At 44.3% G+C, this 18,637-nt stretch carries 16 protein-coding genes; 8 read left to right on the forward strand and 8 right to left on the reverse strand.

Annotated elements, in window-relative coordinates; translation table 11 throughout:
- Positions 1-88: 88 nt before the first annotated feature.
- Positions 89-1,084, reverse strand: coding sequence for a LysM peptidoglycan-binding domain-containing protein (locus ACN9MT_RS02615; protein ID WP_056063464.1), 996 nt, complete (start codon positions 1,082-1,084; stop codon positions 89-91).
- A gap of 192 nt (positions 1,085-1,276) precedes the next feature.
- On the opposite strand from ACN9MT_RS02615, the gene ACN9MT_RS02620 reads away from it, so the two are divergent.
- Positions 1,277-2,404: an ABC transporter ATP-binding protein gene (locus ACN9MT_RS02620; RefSeq protein WP_313586387.1), complete on the forward strand. Its 1,128-nt coding sequence runs from the start codon at positions 1,277-1,279 to the stop codon at positions 2,402-2,404.
- Entirely contained in the window at positions 2,401-3,984 is a 1,584-nt protein-coding gene (locus tag ACN9MT_RS02625; protein WP_056063467.1) for a glycine betaine ABC transporter substrate-binding protein, read from the forward strand. The genes ACN9MT_RS02620 and ACN9MT_RS02625 overlap by 4 nt, the downstream gene beginning before the upstream one ends.
- A gap of 145 nt (positions 3,985-4,129) precedes the next feature.
- On the opposite strand, the gene ACN9MT_RS02630 is transcribed toward ACN9MT_RS02625, so the two are convergent.
- Entirely contained in the window at positions 4,130-4,315 is a 186-nt protein-coding gene (locus tag ACN9MT_RS02630; protein WP_035412391.1) for a hypothetical protein, read from the reverse strand.
- Between the two features lie 112 nt (positions 4,316-4,427).
- Entirely contained in the window at positions 4,428-4,967 is a 540-nt protein-coding gene (locus ACN9MT_RS02635; RefSeq protein ID WP_047395039.1) for a gamma carbonic anhydrase family protein, read from the reverse strand.
- Positions 4,968-5,091: 124 nt separating this feature from the next.
- Here ACN9MT_RS02635 and ade point away from each other — a divergent pair, with 124 nt between their 5' ends.
- Together ade and ACN9MT_RS02645 are read left to right on the forward strand one after the other, a co-directional pair.
- Positions 5,092-6,825, forward strand: coding sequence for an adenine deaminase (gene ade / locus ACN9MT_RS02640; protein WP_375092378.1), 1,734 nt, complete (start codon positions 5,092-5,094; stop codon positions 6,823-6,825).
- Positions 6,826-7,088: 263 nt separating this feature from the next.
- A complete protein-coding gene (locus ACN9MT_RS02645; protein ID WP_035412398.1) occupies positions 7,089-7,346 on the forward strand; it encodes a hypothetical protein in 258 nt (85 codons plus the stop codon).
- Between the two features lie 131 nt (positions 7,347-7,477).
- On the opposite strand, the gene ACN9MT_RS02650 is transcribed toward ACN9MT_RS02645, so the two are convergent.
- A complete protein-coding gene (locus ACN9MT_RS02650) occupies positions 7,478-9,112 on the reverse strand; it encodes a peptide ABC transporter substrate-binding protein (RefSeq protein ID WP_290754139.1) in 1,635 nt (544 codons plus the stop codon).
- Between the two features lie 109 nt (positions 9,113-9,221).
- Entirely contained in the window at positions 9,222-9,905 is a 684-nt protein-coding gene (locus ACN9MT_RS02655; protein ID WP_290754136.1) for an MgtC/SapB family protein, read from the reverse strand.
- A gap of 111 nt (positions 9,906-10,016) precedes the next feature.
- Here ACN9MT_RS02655 and ACN9MT_RS02660 point away from each other — a divergent pair, with 111 nt between their 5' ends.
- On the forward strand, positions 10,017-11,414 hold the full coding sequence (locus ACN9MT_RS02660; RefSeq protein WP_426273445.1) for a basic amino acid/polyamine antiporter: 1,398 nt from the start codon (positions 10,017-10,019) through the stop codon (positions 11,412-11,414).
- Positions 11,415-11,479: 65 nt separating this feature from the next.
- Here the strand turns inward: ACN9MT_RS02660 and ACN9MT_RS02665 are convergent, their stop codons facing one another.
- Entirely contained in the window at positions 11,480-13,507 is a 2,028-nt protein-coding gene (locus ACN9MT_RS02665; protein ID WP_426272729.1) for an EAL domain-containing protein, read from the reverse strand.
- Positions 13,508-13,693: 186 nt separating this feature from the next.
- On the opposite strand from ACN9MT_RS02665, the gene ACN9MT_RS02670 reads away from it, so the two are divergent.
- The 3 genes from ACN9MT_RS02670 (at position 13,694) to nagE (ending at position 16,967) form a co-directional block, all read left to right on the forward strand.
- Positions 13,694-14,896 carry an ornithine--oxo-acid transaminase gene (locus ACN9MT_RS02670; protein WP_023467138.1) on the forward strand — a complete coding sequence of 401 codons (1,203 nt, stop codon included), beginning with the start codon at positions 13,694-13,696 and terminating at the stop codon, positions 14,894-14,896.
- Between the two features lie 153 nt (positions 14,897-15,049).
- Positions 15,050-15,247, forward strand: a complete 198-nt coding sequence (locus tag ACN9MT_RS02675; RefSeq protein ID WP_035412412.1) for a CsbD family protein — start codon at positions 15,050-15,052, stop codon at positions 15,245-15,247.
- Between the two features lie 211 nt (positions 15,248-15,458).
- Positions 15,459-16,967: an N-acetylglucosamine-specific PTS transporter subunit IIBC gene (gene nagE, locus ACN9MT_RS02680; RefSeq protein WP_035412415.1), complete on the forward strand. Its 1,509-nt coding sequence runs from the start codon at positions 15,459-15,461 to the stop codon at positions 16,965-16,967.
- Positions 16,968-16,988: 21 nt separating this feature from the next.
- On the opposite strand, the gene ACN9MT_RS02685 is transcribed toward nagE, so the two are convergent.
- Positions 16,989-17,891 carry an EamA family transporter gene (locus ACN9MT_RS02685; protein ID WP_426272731.1) on the reverse strand — a complete coding sequence of 301 codons (903 nt, stop codon included), beginning with the start codon at positions 17,889-17,891 and terminating at the stop codon, positions 16,989-16,991.
- Between the two features lie 100 nt (positions 17,892-17,991).
- Positions 17,992-18,633, reverse strand: a complete 642-nt coding sequence (locus ACN9MT_RS02690; protein ID WP_290774802.1) for a YkyA family protein — start codon at positions 18,631-18,633, stop codon at positions 17,992-17,994.
- Positions 18,634-18,637 lie beyond the last annotated feature (4 nt).

The following is an 18,637-nucleotide window of genomic DNA, read 5'->3' on the forward strand; positions in this document are numbered from 1 at the left end:
ACCGGCGCAATCTCGCCGGTTTTTCATACATGTGACGATTCTTCTCGCGACTAGAGAGGAATCGTTTTTTTTGCTGTGATCAGTATATTCATTTTGGGATTTTCAAGACTTGTCCAACGAGTAAGAGATTCGGATTTGTGATGCCGTTCGCCTGCATTAATGCTGTGACGGTGACGCCGTAACGTGTCGCGATCGAGTAAAGTGTATCACCCGCTTTAACCGTATACGTCGTTGTCGGGATTTTTAAGACTTGACCGACATTGAGTAGACTCCAATTCGTGATGTTGTTCGCACTCGCGAGGGCAGAGACCGAGACATTGTATTTACGGGCAATCGAATAGAGTGTATCGCCCGCTTTGACAGTATACGTCGTACCGGTTGGGACCGTAGAACGCAACAGTTCTGAAATCGTGACGAACGAATAGCCTTTTGCTTTTAATTTCGAAATCATCGTCGGCAGGGCGGTTGGTGTTCCTTTCGCACCAGCCCCAGTGTGCATAAGGATGATTGATCCAGGAACGACTTTTGGTAACACACGATCCAAGATGGCTGTTGAAGAGATGCCTTTCCAATCCGTCGAATCGATATTCCATTGAATCGTTTTCGTATAACCAGCCGCTCCGACGACACTCAATACCTTACTGTTACTCGCACCGAACGGCGCCCGAAAAATCGGTTTCGTCGTTTTTCCGGTCAAGGATCGGATGAGCGACTCCGTCCGGGATAATTCACTTGTCATTTGGCTTGCTGATAAAGTCGTGAAATCCGGATGTGAATACGAGTGATTGCCGATTTGATGTGTTGGAGAGGCGGTTGTGATGTTTTTAATCGATTGAGGATGGTTGTTTGCACCACTGCCTGTTAAAAAGAAAGTAGCTTTCACTTGATTACTTTTTAAGACACTTAATATTTTGGCAATGTTCGTTCCATCTGAACCGTCATCAAATGTCAATGCGACGACTTTTTTGGTCGTCGTTCCTTTTGTGACAAACGTAGAACTCGCTGCATCGACCTGTGAGGGAATTGAAAGTGGGGTTAGGAGAAGCAATCCGATCATCATGATGGTGGGTTTCTTGATGTTCATCGTTAAGGGCCTCCTTCATCAAAACATGCTTTATCAGTACTCTTTATTTAGGTATTCCCTTTATTTTTAAAAAAAGAACTAAGAACTTCCCCTTTTTCAAAGAAATAAAACTGATTTAATGGAAATTTGTTTAAACCGTAACCTTTTTGGGAAACCATAATATATGGAAATAGTAAAAAGGAGTGAGAAGGAATGATCGAATTCAAAAACGTCGGCAAGCAGTTTAAGGAAAATGTCGTCTTAAAAGGCTTATCGCTCGAGATTCAAAAGGGTGAACTCGTTGTTTTCATCGGACCAAGTGGTTGTGGGAAAACGACATCACTTAAAATGATCAATCGATTGATCGAACCTTCTTCAGGCACGATTTTGGTCAATGGGAAGGATATCATGAAGACGGATACGATCGAATTAAGACGCCATATGGGATATGTCATTCAGCAAACTGGTCTGTTCCCTCATATGACGGTCCGGGAAAACATTCAATTGATTGCTGGACTTGAGGGGAAAGATCACGATCAAATGGATCAGCGGACAGAACAACTATTAACGATGGTCGGGCTTGATCCGAGACAATTTATTGATCGTTATCCGAGTGAACTTAGTGGCGGACAGCAGCAACGTGTCGGTTTTGCGCGTGCTCTGATGAATGATCCTGATGTCATCCTGATGGATGAGCCGTTCAGTGCTCTCGATCCCGTTACTCGTAATGATTTGCAGGAAGAGCTTTTCAACTTACAAGAGGAAGTGAAAAAGACGATTGTTTTCGTCACTCATGATATGGATGAAGCGATCAAGTTAGCGGATCGGATATGTATCATGCGTGACGGGGAGATCGTTCAGTTCGATACTCCAGAAGAAATCCTGCGTCATCCAAAAGATGAATATGTCGAATCGTTCATCGGAAAAAATAAAATTTGGAGTAGTCCAGAATTCATCAAGGCAGAAGATATCATGATTGAGGATCCAGTTTCAATCAGTGGCAAACGTACATTGCTACAGGGAATTGAAATCATGCGTGGGCGAAAAGTCGACAGTCTATTGATCACTGATCGTGACCGCGTTTTACAAGGGCTGATTAAGTTAAAGAACATCCAGACGATCCCGGATAAGAGCCAACGAATTGAAGAAGTAATGGAGGGCGAAATCATTGCCGTCAATGAACACGATTCGTTACTTGATGTCCTTGAAGTCATGAATCAGGAAGAGACAGGTTATCTGCCGGTAACAGATGCAACAGGAAAACTAAGAGGATTAATCACGCGTAGTAGCTTACTTTCCGTCTTGAGTGAGCAATTCATTCATGAGGAGGAAGTTCAATGAACGGTTTCTTTGATTATGTAAAAAATAATACCGATCAAATCGGTGACTTATTACTGGAGCACTTACAGCTGACGGTCTTTGCCGTCGTCATCGCCGTCGTCCTTGGGATTCCGATCGGGATTTTAATCACGCGCTATCAAAAGTTCGCAAAACCGGTCCTCGCGTTGACGAGCGTCGTGCAAGCCGTCCCGAGTCTTGCTTTACTCGGTTTCTTGATTCCGTTCATCGGTATCGGATCGACACCAGCGATCATCATGGTCGTGCTCTATTCACTCTTGCCAATCGTCAAAAATACGTACACAGGTCTATCGAGTATTCCGGGAGATACGCTTGAAGCAGCAAAAGGAATTGGTTTGACGGATCGTCAAATCCTCAGTAAGGTCCAGATTCCGCTTGCCTTACCGATCATGATGGCAGGGATTCGGATTTCAGCCGTCACAGCGGTTGGTTTAATGACGATTTCAGCATTCATCGGTGCCGGTGGTCTTGGTTACCTTGTCTTTTCAGGTATTCAAACGGTTGATAATAACCAGATTCTCGCCGGAGCGATTCCAGCTGGTATCTTAGCGCTTATCATCGACTTCGTCGTCAGCCGGATTGAATATTCGGTGGCGCCGAACGGTATTCCGCTCGCAGATGGTCGAATTAAAAACAAGGCACGGAAGCGCCGTAAAGCGATGTCAGCGGGACGCAAGATCGCAATCGCAAGCATCGTCTTCCTATTGGTTGGTGGTACAGTCGCTTATTCTTTCCTCAAGGAAGATAAGATCGTCATCGGATCGAAGAACTTTACGGAACAGTTGATTCTTGGAAATATGTTAGCGGATTTAATCGAAGATAAAACGGATCTACAAGTCGAACGTCAATTAAATCTCGGGGGGACGAAGGTCGCTTACGGGGCGCTTGAAAAAGGGGAGATTGACGCGTATGTCGAGTACACAGGGACATTGTTGATCGACGTGCTCAAGCAGGAAGTCGAGACGGATCCGAAAACGGTCTATGCAAAAGTCGGGAAGATGATTCCCGAAAAAAGTCAGGTCGATGTCCTAGATCCGATCGGCTTCAACAATACGTATGCTCTTGCCATGACAAAAGAAGACATTAAGAAGTACGACTTGAAGACAGTGTCGGACATGTCAAAAGTCAGTGATCGCTTGATTCTCGGTTCAACGATTGAATTCGCGAACCGTGAGGATGGTTATCTTGGTCTAAAGAAGAAGTATCCGGATATGAAGTTCAAAGATGTACAACCAGTTGATGGAGGACTTCGCTATACAGCATTGACGAACGGTCGAACGAATGTCATCGATAGTTTTTCAACAGACGGTCTTTTAAAGAAGTTTGATTTGACTGTACTCAAAGATGATAAAGAGTTTTTCCCACCATACTATGCGGTACCACTTGTTCGTCAAGAAACCCTTAAAGAACATCCAGAGCTGAAAAAAGTCCTCAACACATTGAAGGATAAAATCACGGATGAAACGATGCAAGAACTGAACTACAAAGCAGATGTTGAGAAGCAGCGTCCTGAAAAAGTCGCGCGTGATTTCTTGATTAAAGAAGGATTGATTTCTAAATAAACAGATAGAGCCGAGGCGGGAATCCGCTTCGGCTCTTTTTGTATGCGCGCTGACGCGCTATATCGTTTTGGAAAATACGTAATCAAGTGATTAAATTATTTTTTGATGCGACTAGCGAGCCAAGCGCGAACAGTGCGTTGCTGAATCATACACGTTCTTCCTCTCGGTTTAATGTTCCAAGGCGGTGCTCGGCATCTTTAACGATACGTACTTGAACCTCAGCTGTCAACCAATCTGTTTCGAATTCAGGTAACGTCGGCAAACCATAGCTTGGGTTACTCGTAGATGAAAATAAATCAGACATAATACGTTCTTCATATACTGGAATCATATAAAAATCCCCTCTCGGTGTCTTGATTCATCTCTTGCACCTCTAGTGTACGAAAGAATTGTAAAGACGGAAGAGGGGAGGTATTAAGAACCTGTGAACTTTGTAAACGTTCTCACAAACTTGTCAAATCCTCTGTAATGGCTTCACAACTATCGGCATATTGCTGCCCTCGTTTCACATATTTTCGGACTGTCCGTTCCATGATGAATCGATCGTGGTCGCTGATATCGCGGACGATTTTTGCAGGAACCCCCATAACCATTGTCCCTGCAGGCACCTTCATTTTTGGCGGAACAAGACTTCCGGCAGCAACGAATGCACCTTCTCCAATTTCGGCTTCATCAAGGATCGTTGCCGACATTCCAATCAAAGCTCCTTTTCGAATGATACCTCCATGAATCATTGCCATATGACCAATCGTGACTTCATCTTCAATGATAGTCGGAAACCCTTCATACTGATGAATCATCGAACCATCTTGAATGTTGACGCGTTCTCCGATTTGGATCGGACCTTCATCTCCCCGGATGACTGTATTGAACCAGACGGATGAGTCTTTTCCGATCGTGACCTCTCCGATGACCTTTGATCCATCCGCTAAATAAACGGATGGATCGATGTTTGGAATAAGTGAACCGACACGATATTTCATGCGTTTTTCCCCCTCAGGCATTAAATCCATACTCTTTCATCTTGACGTTACAAAAAATAAATTGCAACAGCTTCCAAACTAATTGTAAGATAGTGAAAATACGCTTACACCAGGAGGAGACAGGATGGAACAAACAGTACGTGAACGATTGATTGCGATTGCTGCAAAAAAAGAGAAAGCAGCTGTCGTCTATCAGAACATTTCAGTCATCGATGTCATGACACGTGAGACGTATACGGCAGATGTAGCGATTGATTCAGGCTTTATTGCTGCTGTCGGAGAGGGGTATGAAGGAGTCGAGAATCGTCCGGGAACGAATCTGTTTATCGCTCCAAGTTTTATTGACGCTCATGTTCATATTGAATCATCGATGGTACCACCAAGTGAGTATGAACAGGCGATTTTACCACTAGGCGTCACGACGATCATTGCGGATCCACATGAGATCGCGAACGTCAAAGGCGCAGAAGGTCTGTCCTTCATGCTAGATGATGCAGAAGATCTCGCCCTTGACGTGCGCATGATGTTACCGAGCTGTGTCCCGGCGACTTCGTTTGAACATGCGGGGGCATCACTTGATGCTGCGGCACTTGCGCCATTCGTCAATCATCCGGGTGTCCATGGTTTAGGGGAAGTCATGGATTATCCGGCTGTCGAACGAGCCGATCGCGACATGTTACAAAAAATCAAACAGATTGAAGACGCAGGGAAACTCGTCGATGGACATGCTGCAGGACTCGGACCACGCGAAATCAACATTTATGGTGTCGCTGGAATTCGGACGGATCATGAATCCGTCAGTAAAGAAGATGCAATTGCACGAGCACGTCGTGGTCTGTATGTCGAAGTACGGGAAGGGTCAGCAGCCCGAAACTTGAAGGAAGTACTCGATGCCGTGACAGAGAGTAATGCCAGCAGGTTCCTCTTCTGTACGGATGATAAACATTTGGACGATACATTACGCGAAGGTACGATTGATTATAATATTCGCTATGCGATTCGTCATGGGATTAAACGCGAAACAGCGTATGCGATGGCATCGTTGCACGCGACGAACGCGTATCGTCTAGACGATCGGGGAGCCATCGTACCAGGACGCCGGGCGGACTTCGTCTTATTATCGGATGCCGATAACGTCGTGATTGATGAGGTTTATATTCAAGGGAATTGTGTCGCACGAGCAGGGAAAACGATTCGACCCGTTCGCCGTGCTCATGTGCCGGAGTCATTACGTGGAACCTTGAATACAAAACCGATCACACCAGAAGTATTCGCCCTTCCACTCGAATCAGCACGTGCGCATGTCATCGGAGTCATTCCGAAAAGCATCGTCACCGAGCACTTGATTCTTGACGTTCCGCTTCAAGAAGGGCATTTCGTTCCTGTGCCAGAGGAGGATCTCTTAAAAATTGCTGTCATTGAGCGTCATCACGGGACATCGTTCTCAGCAGTTGGAATCGTCAAAGGATTTAAGATGAAGCGTGGCGCGATTGCTGCGACCGTTGCTCATGATTCCCATAATCTCGTCATCGTTGGGGCATCAGACGAAGAGATGCAACTCGCTGCAGAACGTCTTGTTCAAGCGGGTGGGGGTGTCATTGCTGTTAATGGACAAGACGTGCTTGCAGAGTTACCGCTTGAAATCGCTGGGCTGATGACGAATCGTCCTTTCCAAGAAGTTGGGGATACACTCGAAGCATTAAACGATGCACTTGATGTATTAGAAGCGGATCGGTCCTTTAATCCTTATCTGACGATGTCGTTCCTTTGCTTACCGGTCATTCCGGAATTGAAGTTGACCGACAGTGGGTTATTCGATGTGAAACACTTCCAGCATATTTCAGTACAAGCAAACTAAAGTCCATCGCGAGTCTGAGTCTCTTTCCGGGACTCAGACCGTTTTTTATTAGAAATAGATGATCTAAAATCAAAGAAAGATACTTTACAAAAGGTCTAAATATTCTTAATGAAACTTAATAGTTTGGATGTTGAATCATTTTAGAAAGCTTGTTATAGTAAGGTCTATATCATTTGTGAGAAACCTCACTTTCTTTGAAACTCTTTATTTAAAAGAGGCGTAGAAAAGAATAGGATCACTAAAGTGGAAAGGGGACTATATTTATGGATAAATCATATTTTGAAGGACATGAAGTCTTGATTGCGGACGTCTATCGTTCATTCACGCGTCAATTTTATGCACTTCCGACACATCGGCGAACGAAACGTCAATTGCGAAACCTTGCATTCTCCGTTATTCGTCAAGCCAGACCGACGTATGAAGAACGCACCGTTTTGTACGCCTATTTTGCTGAATTCTTCCGAGCAGTGGAAGAAGGACAAGATGAAGAAATCGCTTTTTATAAACAAATCGCACAGTAAAGACCCCCGATGGCTCCGTCAGAAGGGGTCTTTGTTGTTTTTAGAGATATCTTCAGGAAATCAAAAACAAGTAGCGGACGAGGTCCACTACTTGTTGATTAAAGAATTCGATGTGTGCGTCAGGTCCTCGTTTACTTGATTTCCATCCATTTAAAGCTCATATCGGCACCGAATGGGTGACGGTATAATTTATCAATGTTTGTCCGTTGCAAGTACGCTTCACCTTTTTGATAGATCGGCGCGATCGCGTAGTCATCGGTTAGCAAGATTTTTTCAGCTTCTTGCATATCAGACCAACGTTTCGCTTCATCTGCTTGTTGTTTTGCCCCTTTGATGAGATCATCGAATTTTTTGTTCGAGTATTCCATCCGGTTGAAGCTTCCGCCTGTCAACCACATATCGAGGAACGTCATTGGATCCTGATAGTCAGGTCCCCATCCAGCTGCAGAGATATCATAATCGCCCTTCGATTCGAGGTCGAGGAAGTTCTTGAACGGTTGTTGTTTGATATTGATCGTCAAACCAGGAAGATGTTTCTCTAGATCACCTTTTAAGTATTCAGAGACTTTCTTGAATGCATCCTCATCTCGTGAGAGCATGCTGAGTTCGACTGTTTTGACACCAAGTTCTTTCAATCCAGCATCCCAAGCTTTTTTCGCTGCATCGGCATCATAGCTTTGAAGATCCGGATATTTCGCTCGGAAATCCTCACCATCCGGTGTGAACGTGAAGTCTTTCGCAACGATGAAGTTTGCTGGTTTTGATCCATCGTTTAGGATGACGTCCGTAATCCCTTGTTTCTCAAAACCAAGTGCGAGCGCTTTTCGAATGTTCTTGTTTTTCAATGCTTTATTCTTTTGGTTAAAGCGGAGGAAGTTGATCCGAGCATCTGGACGTGTCTTGTAATCCTCGGATTTTTCATATTGTGAAACGAATTCAGATGTAATCGGTGCGAAGTCGACTTCTTTTGCTTCAAAGAGGTTGACGCCAGTCGAGATTTCCTTAACGACTTTAACGTTGATCTGATCCATCTTGACGTTTGCTTTATCCCAGTAATCCGGGTTTTTCTTATATGTCCAACCCGCGTTCGCTTGCCACTTATCGAGGACAAAAGGTCCGTTGAAGACCATAGTGTCTACACTTGTCGCGAACTTATCGCCTTTATCTTCAACGAATGATTGCTTTAATGGTAAGTAAGTCGGAAAACTCGTCAAACCAAGGAAGTAAGGTGCTGGAGCTTCGAGTTGTACTTCAAGTGTCTGATCATCGATTTTCTTGACACCGAGTTCATCGAGTTCAGCTTTGCCTGCCATAATTTTATTGGCATTTTTCAAGTCCTGCAAAATGTACGCATATTCTGCGGCTGTCTTTGGATCAAGTGCACGCTTCCAAGCATAGATGAAATCATCTGCTGTGACGGCTGATCCATCCGACCACTTCGCATCTTTACGCAATTTAAACGTATATGTCTTTTTATCTTTTGACACTTCGACACTTTCTGCGATTCCAGGTGTCGGCTTGTTATCACCATCAAGTCGATAAAGTCCTTCAAAGACGTTGTTCGTAACAATGATGGAAGTCGAGTCCGTCGTTTTCGTCGGATCAAGCTGAGGTACATCTGTCGTCGAAACGAGCGTGACTTCCTTTTTCTTGTTTTTTGAATCAGATCCGCTTGTGTTTTCATCATTTCCTTGCCCGCATGCAGCGACAGCAAGTAGTGCGATGCTAGATAGTCCAGCAAACGCAATTTTCGATGTTTTATTCATGGAACGATGACCCCCCGAGAGTTAGAGTTAAATATTTCAGAAAAATGTGAACATATTGTTAATTTAAGTGAAAGTGATTAAAAATGCAACATAAATTTTCAGATAATTCTCACTGATCAAGGTCTATATCCTTAATTCCGAGTGATTTTAAATAGTCATAAAGTAGGAATATGGTCAGTTTATGCGGGGAATACATTCGTAATGTCAATCGAACCGGATCTCCTCGCATGCGCATATTCGTAATATGAACACCTTTTCGTTCAAGAGCGAAGATGATTTCAGATGGATCCAGATCAGCAGGAAGGAGCAAGTGTGCGACAAGGACGTTCGCTTCGAACCGACTGTTATTAATGCGGCGCATTCCTCGAGTCAATCCCTCTAATAAGAAGAACAAAAACAAAACAAGAAAAACCGATTCCCATATAAATCCTGCACCGACAGCAATTCCAATTCCACTTGAACTCCATATAATGGCGGCCGTCGTTAATCCACTGACGATATCGTGAGGACGACGCAAAATGACACCAGCACCAATGAAGCCGATACCGGCAATGATTTGTGCGACAAGGCGCATCGGATCCATTTGAACATTCGTCGCCATATCGTGATAGAGTGAAACGGATTTGATCGATACGATGGTTAAAAGACAGCTGATGAGGGTAATTACGAGGCTAGTGCGTATACCGACCGGTTTATTTTTTATTTCACGCTCGAATCCCATGAAAATTCCAAGGGCAGCAGCCATTAGGAGTTTAAAGAGGTCCTCGAGCTGAAATACATGAATCCAGTTCATTCGTCTCAAATCCTTTCTTTACTTTAAAAGGTGATTTGTTATAATGACTTTTGTGTCTTTCGAATGAATATACGTAAGATGTAATAGATATACGGAAAAAGGAAGTGTCTCATCATGAATCAGCAAAAAATCGGCTTCTTTGCTCTCGCAGCAATGGTCATCGGTTCGATGGTCGGTGGAGGTGCCTTTAACCTTCCCGGTGCAATGGCCCAAAGTGCAAGTGCAGGACCTATTCTCATCGGCTGGAGTATCACAGGAATTGGAATGATCATGCTCGCGCTCGTCTTTCAGCACCTTGCAAACAGTAAACCCGAACTTGAAGGTGGTATTTATGCCTATGCACGTGAAGGGTTCGGACGTTTCGTCGGTTTCAACAGTGCTTGGGGATACTGGGTATCTGCATGGATTGGAACGGTTGCGAACATCACGCTCGTCTTCAATGCGATTAGTTATTTCTTCCCGATTTTCGCGGCAGAAAATCGGATATTCCTTCTTTTAATGAGTATGGTCGTCATTTGGGGATTATTCTGGCTTGTCTCAAGCGGGATCAAGGAAGCGACCCTCGTTAATCTGATTACAACGATTGCAAAGCTCGTTCCAATCTTAATTTTCATTCTATTGGTTGGGATCGCCTTTAATATCGAAACGTTCAATTTAGACATCTGGGGAGATGGGACAGAACTCGGTTCAATCTTCGATCAAGTAAAGGGAACGATGCTCGTCACGCTTTGGGCGTTCGTTGGAATTGAAGGGGCAGTCGTTTTATCGAGTCGTGCTAAAAATCGAAGTGATGTCGGAAAAGCGACGGTAACAGGACTCGTTGGTGTTTTAGTCATCTATATCTTAATTTCTGTCTTATCACTTGGCGTCCTTAGTCAAGAAAAACTGGCTGGACTAAAGGAACCGACGATGGCGTATGTATTAGAGGCAGCAATCGGACCAGTCGGCGCGACGATCATCATGATTGGTTTAATCATCTCTCTATCCGGAGCGCTTCTTGGATGGACGATTTTAGCATCAGAGATTTCATATTTGGTTGCGAAAGATGGTGCGTTCCCGAAAGCATTCGCTAAGACGAATCGAAAAGGGGCACCAGTCGGAGCACTACTGATTACACAGATCGCCACACAGATCGTTGCTGGGATTGCGCTATTCTCTGCACAGACGTATCTCGTTCTATCAAGTATTGCAGGGATTTGTGCGCTCTTACCGTATCTGTTATCAGCCTTGTACAGCATCCGGACTTCGCGGGAAGAGCGGAATCGAAAAATGTTACTCTTCTCGGTCATCGCATCCGCGTACTCTATTTGGCTCGTATATGCGTCGGGCGTTTGGTACATCGTCATTGCGGCATTAGTTTATGCGCCAGGCATTTTAGCATATGCGTTAGCAGAACGAGAACAGCAACGGACAGGCATGTCACGTTATGAGTGGATTGCTAGCATGATTCTTGTTATCTTAGCCGGAGTGGCTGTTTACGGAATGGTCGTAGGAGAAATTCAATTGTAATTGTAAAAAACGATATGAAAAAAGAAGTCGTGGTGGATGCTTTTCCACCGTGACTTCTTTTTTTATTAAGGGGTTGAGAATCGTTTTTCGACATCCTGTACGGAAAGTGGTTCAGAGAAAATGAACCCTTGCATGTACTGGCAATCTGTCGTTTTCAAGTAAGCTAAAGCATGCTCTGTCTCAACACCCTCAGCGACGAGGTTCAACTCTAGATTGCGACCCAGTTGAATAATAGAATCCAGCAAAGCATGATCGTTCTTTGCTAGTCCATCAATAAACACTTTATCAATTTTTAATTCATCAATTGGAAACGCACTGAGATACTGTAAAGAAGAGTAGCCTGTTCCAAAATCATCAATCGATAAGCGGAAACCGAGTGACTTAATGAGGTGCATGCGTTCGACGGTTCGTTGTGTCTGTAAGATAGCAATATTCTCTGTCATCTCGAGCGTGACGGAAGATGGCGAAACGAGTCGCTCCGTTACGATATGTTGCAACGTTCGAATAAAAGAGTCACTTTGGAATTGGTGCGGTGAAATGTTGATCGCCATCGTCAATTCAGGGTCAGTCGTTTGTTGCCACTTCGCGAGCTGTTCGCATGCTTCGATGATGACCCAGTTGTTGATTGGTGTGATTAGAGAAGCTTCTTCGGCGAGTGGAATGAACTCATCCGGCGGAATATTTCCGAGGGCCGTATGATTCCAGCGTAATAACGCTTCGAATCCTTTGACGGCTTGTGATTGAAGCTCGATGATCGGTTGATAAGCAAGATAGAGCGACTGATCTTCGAGTGCCGTGAAGAGAGAACGTTCGAGTTGGATTTTACGTGTGAATTGTGTGTCCATCTCGTGTGTTAAGTACTGAATCGTTCCCGTACCAATTGATTTTCCCGCATAGAGAGCAGTTTCAGAGCGGCGGTATAAATCTTCAAGTGTTTTCGCTTCAGACGGATAGACAGTGATACCGAATGTGCAAGAAACGATGAGTGAATGACCGTTAATGTAATAAGGACGTTGTAACGCTTGTTGTAATTTTCGAGCATATTGAAAGAGTAGATTACTCGAGGGTGCAGGTAATAGGACACCGAATAAATCACTCGTCGGATGAAAAGCAAGGACACCCGTCGTATGTTCCAAAAGCCGTGTTGCCATTGCTTGAAGGAGTTGATCCCCGACATGTGTTCCAAACGAATCGTTTATGACTTTGAAACGATCGATATCGAACAAAATGAGTGCAATGGGTTCATGTGATGCAGCAGACTGGAACAATGCTTCCCCTTCGCGTAAAAATCCACGTTTATTTAATAAATGCGTCATCTCATGGTGATGCACTAAAAAATCAAGTTCTTCTTCAAGCACAGTTGTTTCCGTAATGTCGTTACCGATGAACAGATGCTGAAAACGAACGCCGTTTGCATCATAAATCGGAATCAATGTCGCTTGGAGATGTTTTCGTTCACCCGTATGTGAAGTGAGACTAAGACGACCAGACCACGCTTTGCGTTCACGGAGTTGTGTTCGGATTTCTGAGACAGTCGCACTAGTTTGATCGAGAATTACGGACCATGGCTGACCAATAAGCATTTCAGGACAGTAACCTGTTACATCCATGAGTTGGTCGTTTATATACGTAATTGCACCACGCGCGTCAAATACAGCGACACTGGCGATTTGATCGAACGCCTGACGTAAATCCATCAAACCTTGAAATAATGGTTTTGTTGTAATCGGTTGTTGAGCAGACGGAATACAGCAAACGAAAGCAGCAACGACGTTGCCTACTTCATCAAGTAGAGGAGACAGTAGCAACGTTGAGGTCATGGGAGTACCAGACTTATGGAATAAGGAAGCATTCGGCAATTGGACCGATTGACGGCGTTCCAAAAAGGAATGCCAAATTTGATGGCTGAATGCCATATCTTCCTGGTCAAGTAAAGGAACGATTTGTCCGACGATTTCCTGTTGTGTCCAGCCCCAATGCTGTTCTGCTAACTCGTTCCAGGAACGAATGGTCAAATCGATATTTAAGATGAAAGACGGTAGTGGAAACTCTTGAATGACGACTTCATAGGAATCAATGGTCGAACGATCCATTACGTGCGCACGCTCCTTTATGATGAAAAGAGATGACGGTTCACTTGTCTTGTCTTTTCCCAATATATTCAATTCTTACGCATCCCAATCCTCTAGGTTATACATTTTTTAGATGAAGATTATACAAGAAAATCTGCTATAATGATTTTGAAAGCGTTTTCTAAAGAGCTATAAGGGGGAATCTCGATGAATCAAACAGAGAAAATCATTCAACAGACAGAACAGTTCGGAGCACATAACTACCATCCACTCCCGATCGTCATTTCAGAAGCAGAAGGTGTCTTCGTCACGGATCCGGAAGGACGTCGTTATATGGATATGTTGAGTGCTTACTCAGCCGTCAACCAAGGACATCGTCATCCAAAAATCATCGAAGCTCTAAAACGACAGGCGGATAAAATCACTTTGACGTCACGTGCCTTCCACAATGATCAACTGGGCTTTTTCTATGAAAAAGTAGCACAATTGACGGGTAAAGACATGGTATTACCGATGAATACAGGTGCGGAAGCTGTTGAGACGGCAGTGAAAGCAGCACGACGCTGGGCATATGAAGTGAAACAAATCCCAGGTGATGCTGAAATCATCGTTTGTGAAGGAAACTTTCACGGTCGAACGATGACAGCCGTCTCCATGTCGACGGAGGCAGAATATCAACGAGGATTTGGACCGCTTCTTCCTGGAATCAAGACGATTCCATACGGCGATCTGGAGGCACTAAAACAGGCAATCACTGAAAATACAGCGGCATTCATCTTGGAGCCGATTCAAGGCGAAGCAGGAATTTTAATTCCATATGATGGCTTCCTAAAAGATGCACAAGAAGTTTGTCGTGCGCAGAATGTTTTGCTCGTATCGGATGAGATTCAATCTGGACTTGGTCGTTCCGGTAAATGGTTTGCTTCTGATTGGGACGAGGTAACACCAGACATGTACATTCTTGGGAAAGCACTGGGTGGTGGGGTATTCCCAATCTCATGTGTTGCCGCGAATAAAGATGTCCTTTCTGTCTTCAATCCAGGTTCGCACGGCTCGACGTTCGGTGGTAATCCACTTGCTTGTGCCGTATCGATTGCTTCACTTGAAGTATTAGAAGACGAAAAGTTACCGGAACGTTCACTCGAACTCGGTACGTACTTCATGGAGAAATTAAAACAAATTAACAACCCGATGATCAAAGAAGTACGTGGTCGTGGATTGTTCATTGGTGTTGAACTAACAGAAGCAGCTCGACCATATTGCGAAGCGTTGAAAGAGAAAGGCTTACTCTGTAAAGAAACACACGAGACAGTCATTCGCTTTGCACCACCGCTTGTCATCACAAAAGAAGAGTTGGATTGGGCGTTCGAACGGATTGAACAAGTGTTAGGCGTTTCCGTCGCCCAGTAAATGAATACATTCAAATCGAATAACAGTGAACAAGATGTTCACTGTTATTTTTGTTTGGATGAGTGTCGGTATGGATACAGGAAATGTTTGAAATTCAGTCATACGGGAACATATAACTATCGCAAAAAAAATTTTTAAATGGGGGTAATGGTTATGTCAAATGACAGTGGTCTCAATAAAAAAGCAGATGGTCTTGTTGATAAAGTAGCGGGTAAAGCAAAAGAAGCACTCGGTAAAGCAACAGGAGATAAATCGACAGAGCGCGAAGGTAAAAAAGATCAATTAAAAGGTGACGCAAAGAAAACCGTAGGAAACGTTCAACAAAATTTTGAAGATACAACTCGTCGTTAAGACTGTAAGAATTAAATAGAAAAACCGGACTGGAGGATTACTCTAGTCCGGTTTTTAGTGTTTGCTATAATGAATTTTTATACTAATAAAAAAGATAGTGAATAATTTGTATAAAGGTCTAGTCATTTAGATATTTATATGGAATAATTAAAAACGTAAAAGCGTTTACATTGTTCTGTCATTATCGTTTATTTAGGAAAGGGTGAAAGGTATGTTGCAGTTTCTACAACGAATTGGTAAGGCCTTAATGTTACCAATCGCAGTATTACCAGCTGCCGGAATCGTACTTCGATTAGGTTCGGCGGATATGCTAGATATTCCATTGATGGTAGCAGCAGGAGGGGCAATTTTTGATAACCTTCCATTGATATTTGCCATTGGTGTCGCAATCGGTCTATCGATTGATGCGAGTGGGGCAGCGGGTCTTGCCGGAGCCATCGGGTATCTTGTCTTAAAAAATGGCGTCGACTCGATGAACAAGGATTATTCCAGTGCACAGATTCAAGCAAAATATGATGCGATTGCGGCGATCGTCAATGATTCCTCGACCAAGGTCGATGGCGCGACGCTTGGTTCGATTGCGAACCAGGCGACGCTCGGTTCAACCGTCAATATGGCAGTATTCGGTGGGATCATTGCGGGTATCGTTGCCGGTCTTCTATACAATCGCTTCTACAATATTAAGTTACCGGATTGGTTGGCATTCTTCGGAGGCCGTCGTTTTGTTCCAATCATTACCTCAGCTGTCATGCTCGTACTTGCTTTCATCTTTGGTTATGTTTGGCCGTTCATCGAGCAAGGTATCAACGGTGCCGGTGAATGGATGGTCGGTCTTGGCGCAGGAGGCGCTGCTTTGTTTGGATTCTTTAACCGTCTCCTGATTCCTGTCGGCTTGCACCATGTTTTAAATAATATTTTTTGGTTTGTTTTCGGTTCATACGAAAAAGCAGATGGTACGGTAGCGAACGGGGATATTGCGCGTTTCTTCGCTGGAGATCCAACAGCGGGGATTTATCAAGCTGGCTTCTTCCCGATCATGATGTTTGCCTTGCCAGCTGCAGCCTTTGCCATCGTCATGGCTGCGCGTAAGGAAAATCGAAAAGCCGTTGCTGGAGCGATGATTGGTCTTGGACTGACATCCTTCCTGACAGGAATTACGGAACCAATCGAGTTCTCGTTCATGTTCTTGTCACCTGTTTTATACGTCATCCATGCTGTACTAACGGGTCTATCGATGGCCATCGTTAACTTACTCGGTATTTTACATGGCTTCTCCTTCTCGGCTGGTTTCATTGATTACGCCTTGAACTTCGGGATTGCGAAAAAACCATTGTTGATCATCCCGGTTGGTCTCGCGTTCGCGGTCGTCTACTACTTCTTGTTCTACTTCATGATCACAAAATTCGATCTGAAGACACCAGGTCGTGAAGATGAATCGCTCGTTACAGACACGGGAGTCGTTTTGACGGACTCAGACGATAAATATGAACAACAAGCAGCTCAAATTTTTGCTGGATTGAAAGGAACAGAAAATGTCACGTCGATTGACAACTGTGCGACACGTTTACGTCTTCAAGTCAAGGATCCAAGCATCATTGATGAAGCAGCGATTAAAGCGGCTGGAGCAAAAGGTGTCATGAAGATGGGGGCGACTAGTGTTCAAATCATCATTGGCACAGATGTCGAATTCGTTGCAGATGCGATGAAACGACAGAAGTAAAGAAAACGACCTTTCCTGAGCTCAGGAAAGGTCGTTTTGCTGTAAGTTCGCAACAGGTGCTGTTTTGCTCGAGCGATAGATCGGATAAAAGATTCCAATCAAGATGATGACGATCCCAATCCATTGAGAGCTCATCAGATGTTCACCTAAAATTAACACGGAGCAGATGACCGCTGTCGGTAGTTCAGCCGCTCCAAGCAAAGAAACGCTTGCTGGGGAGAGGTGAGGCGCGCCCGCAGCAAATAAGAGCGGTGGTAAAATTAACGCGAACAGACCGAGCGGAATCGCGTATAACAGAAGTCCATTTTCGAAGTTCGCAGAGGACAAGAACGTCGTCGGTGGATACATCGTCATGACGAAAGCAAGACCACCTGTCATCATGTAAAAACTCTTCTTGATGACGGGTAAATGATTGGCGATGCGTCCACTAGCGAGTAAGAAAATTGAGAAGCTGACAGCCGCTCCAAGACCGAATAATGTTCCACGGAAGTCAAGTGGACTCGAGTAAGCGGCACTCGCAAGAATGGCTCCGCCAATCAACAGAATCGCAGACAGGAAATGCGCGCGAGATGGTAAACGTCTGAATGCGAGCGCATCGATGATGACACCGATCCAAGTGAATTGGAATAAGAGAATGATTGCAACGGATGCCGATACGGTCTGAAGACTTTGATAGTACAGATAACCAGTTGTACCACTAGAGATACCGATCAACATGAGAAGACCAGCTGTCTTAAGATCGAGACGAAGATTTTTCGTAAATAAGGCAAGACTGAAAATCATCAGCCAACCGAAGAAAAATTGACTCCCAGAAACGGCTGCTGAGTTAAATCCAGCTGCATAAGCGAGTTTGACGATCGTTGAGAGGACACCATAACTGATAGCGCCAATGAGAACGAATAAGGTTGCTTTTGAGCGATGCATGAATAATTTCCCTCCATTTTTAGTAAAAACCACACAAAAAAGGTTGCAACGGGGCCTTGTCCAGGTTTTTTGGACAGGGTTTGGTTGCAACCTGTGTGATTTATTGAGTTGATGTGTCGAGCAAACGATACAGCCGGGTTTTCGTCTGGTTGTACTGAACGGTCAGCGTGTTCCACTTCTTTAATGACGCGGTAGCTTTCCGTGTTAAACGATTTAAATCCGCTGTTGACTCATCAATCTTAACGAAATCCGGTTTTTTAGTCAAGCGTGAAAGCACTTTCTTTTCAGCGTCCATCGCTTGTCGATACGTTTTCGAGAACGTTTGAAACGTCTGCTGGCGTTCCTTGATGATTGCCACTAAGGCAGTTCCTTCCGTTTTTGCTTTACCATCAAGTTTGTTTACAGCATCCTTCAATTCTTCAAGATCAAGTTCAGCGTACGTTTCCTTACGTAACGTTTCTTCTTGTTTCAATAAAGCAAGCCGTTCATCATTTAAGGCTTCTAGTTCCTCCCGTTCATTTTGAGAGCGTTTGATTTCTTCAGCACCTGCATCAAGAACGGCTTGGTACGTATTAACTGAAATTTCGTCCTTACGAGCACGTTGATCAGCTAGCATGAATGCCTTTTCTTCACCTTTGACTTGTTGCTCTAGCTGTTCATGAAGAGAGGCTGGTGAATCGTTGGAGCAGGCAGCGAGTCCGAAGCTCGACAGGAATAGTACTGCTACGAATGATTTTTTCATCTAG

Source organism: Exiguobacterium sp. R-17 (genome assembly GCF_049913315.1).
GTDB lineage: Bacteria > Bacillota > Bacilli > Exiguobacteriales > Exiguobacteriaceae > Exiguobacterium_A.